At 76.4% G+C, this 1545-nt stretch carries 1 protein-coding gene and 1 pseudogene; both read right to left on the bottom strand.

The window, feature by feature from the left end; genetic code table 11:
- The coding region (locus NBW84_RS15970) for a 3-oxoacyl-[acyl-carrier-protein] synthase III C-terminal domain-containing protein (protein WP_250285543.1) at nt 1-1112 on the bottom strand (1112 nt) is incomplete at its 3' end.
- Nucleotides 1112-1545: pseudogene (locus NBW84_RS15965) on the bottom strand (beta-ketoacyl-[acyl-carrier-protein] synthase family protein); the annotation flags it as partial. The gene NBW84_RS15970 and the pseudogene NBW84_RS15965, both read right to left, overlap by 1 nt.

The following is a 1545-nucleotide window of genomic DNA, read 5'->3' as shown; positions in this document are numbered from 1 at the left end:
ACGGCCGACAGGCCGGCGCCCGGCCAGGGAGCGCTCCAGGTGAGCGAGAGCCCGGCGTACAGCCACCTGCTGGTCTCGATCGCCAGCAGCAGCACCTCGTCGCCGGGCCGGATCCGCCCGGAGGTCCAGGCGTCGTCCAGCGCCAGGGGCACGGCGGCGGAGCCGGTCGCCCCGACATCGGTCAGGTTCTCCACGACCCTGCTCGCGAGCAGCTCGCAGTCCTCGGCGGACAGCCCCGCGGCCTCGAGCTCGCCGTTGAAGTAGCCGGCGTTGCCCTCGGGCACGACGCACGCGCCGACCTCCCGCAGGGTCAGGCCGCTGCGGCGCAGCAGCTCGTCCAGGGCGGTGACGAACACCCGCGGCCCGAAGCTCGCCGACTCGACCACGTCGAGACGCAGGTCGACCGGGCGCCGGGCGCGCATCTGCTCGGCCACGGGGGCGTGCGTGCCGCCGCCGATGATCTGCATACCGGGTTTGCGGTCCCCGCCCATGCAGGCGTTGACGCTGGCATGGAAGCTCGCCGGCTCCCCCGGCCCGGCGGGCTCGGCCCGCAGCACCATCGCCCCCGCCCCGTCGCCGAAGTTGTAGATGGCGATCCGGTCCCGCAGCCGGACGGAGTCGGGACGGCGTCCGAGGAAGATCGGCGCCAGCACCGGGGAGACGGCCTCGCTGCCGATGACCACCGCGGTCCGCGCGGAGCCGTCGGCCAGCTGGCGGCGGGCGATGTCCAGCGCGTGCATCGCCCCCGCGCACCCGGAGCGGACCTCCACGACCGCGCACCGGGCCAGGCCGAGACGCTCCTGGACGAAGGTGACCGCCGCGGGCAGCGGGTACTCCGGGGAGGACGTCGACATCACCAGCAGGTCGACGTCGGCGGCCTCGAGCCCGGCGCGGTCGAGCGCCTGCCGGGCCGCGGCCGTGGCCATCTCGCTGTTGCTCACCAGGTGCTCGCCGGTGCCCGGATCGATCATCCAGTGGCGGCGGCGCACCTGGAGGCCGTCGAGCACGTCGTCCGGCAGCGGGCCGCACAGCCGCTCCAGGTCGTCGTTGGACAGCGGCTCACCGGGCAGGTAGCCGCCGGTGCTCACGATCCGGACATGATGGCTGGTCATCACCGCTCCTTCCGGGAGCCCGCGGCGCCCACGGCGTGGAAAACATGGCCGGTTGCTTCCGGGCCGGCGGGACCGCCGCCTTCTGGGCCGGTCAGGACGAGGCTGACGTGCGTGCCGCCGAGGGAGGAGCTGTTCACCAGGACGGGGCCGGCGGCCCCGCCGGCCTCCCAGCCGGCCACGGCGAGGACCGCCGAGAGGTGCGCGCCCGCCCCGACCGGCTCGCCCAGGCTGCGCTTGGGCGTCTCGACGCGGGGCCCGGCCGGGCCGAACACGCGGCCCAGGGCGGCCAGCTCCGGCCGGTCGACGGCCCGGATCCCGGCGGCGTTGGCCCAGACCGCGGACAGGGCGCCCGGCTCGGCACCGGCCGCCGCCAGCGCGGTGCGCACCGCCTGCTCGACACCGCGGCCGCGGGCGTCCCAGCGGCCCACGCCCC

The sequence above is a fragment of the Protofrankia sp. CiP1_Cm_nod2 genome (assembly GCF_920664355.1).
Classification (GTDB): domain Bacteria; phylum Actinomycetota; class Actinomycetes; order Frankiales; family Frankiaceae; genus Protofrankia.
Note: the sequence above shows the minus strand (reverse complement) of the source record. Positions and strands in the feature narration are given on the sequence as shown.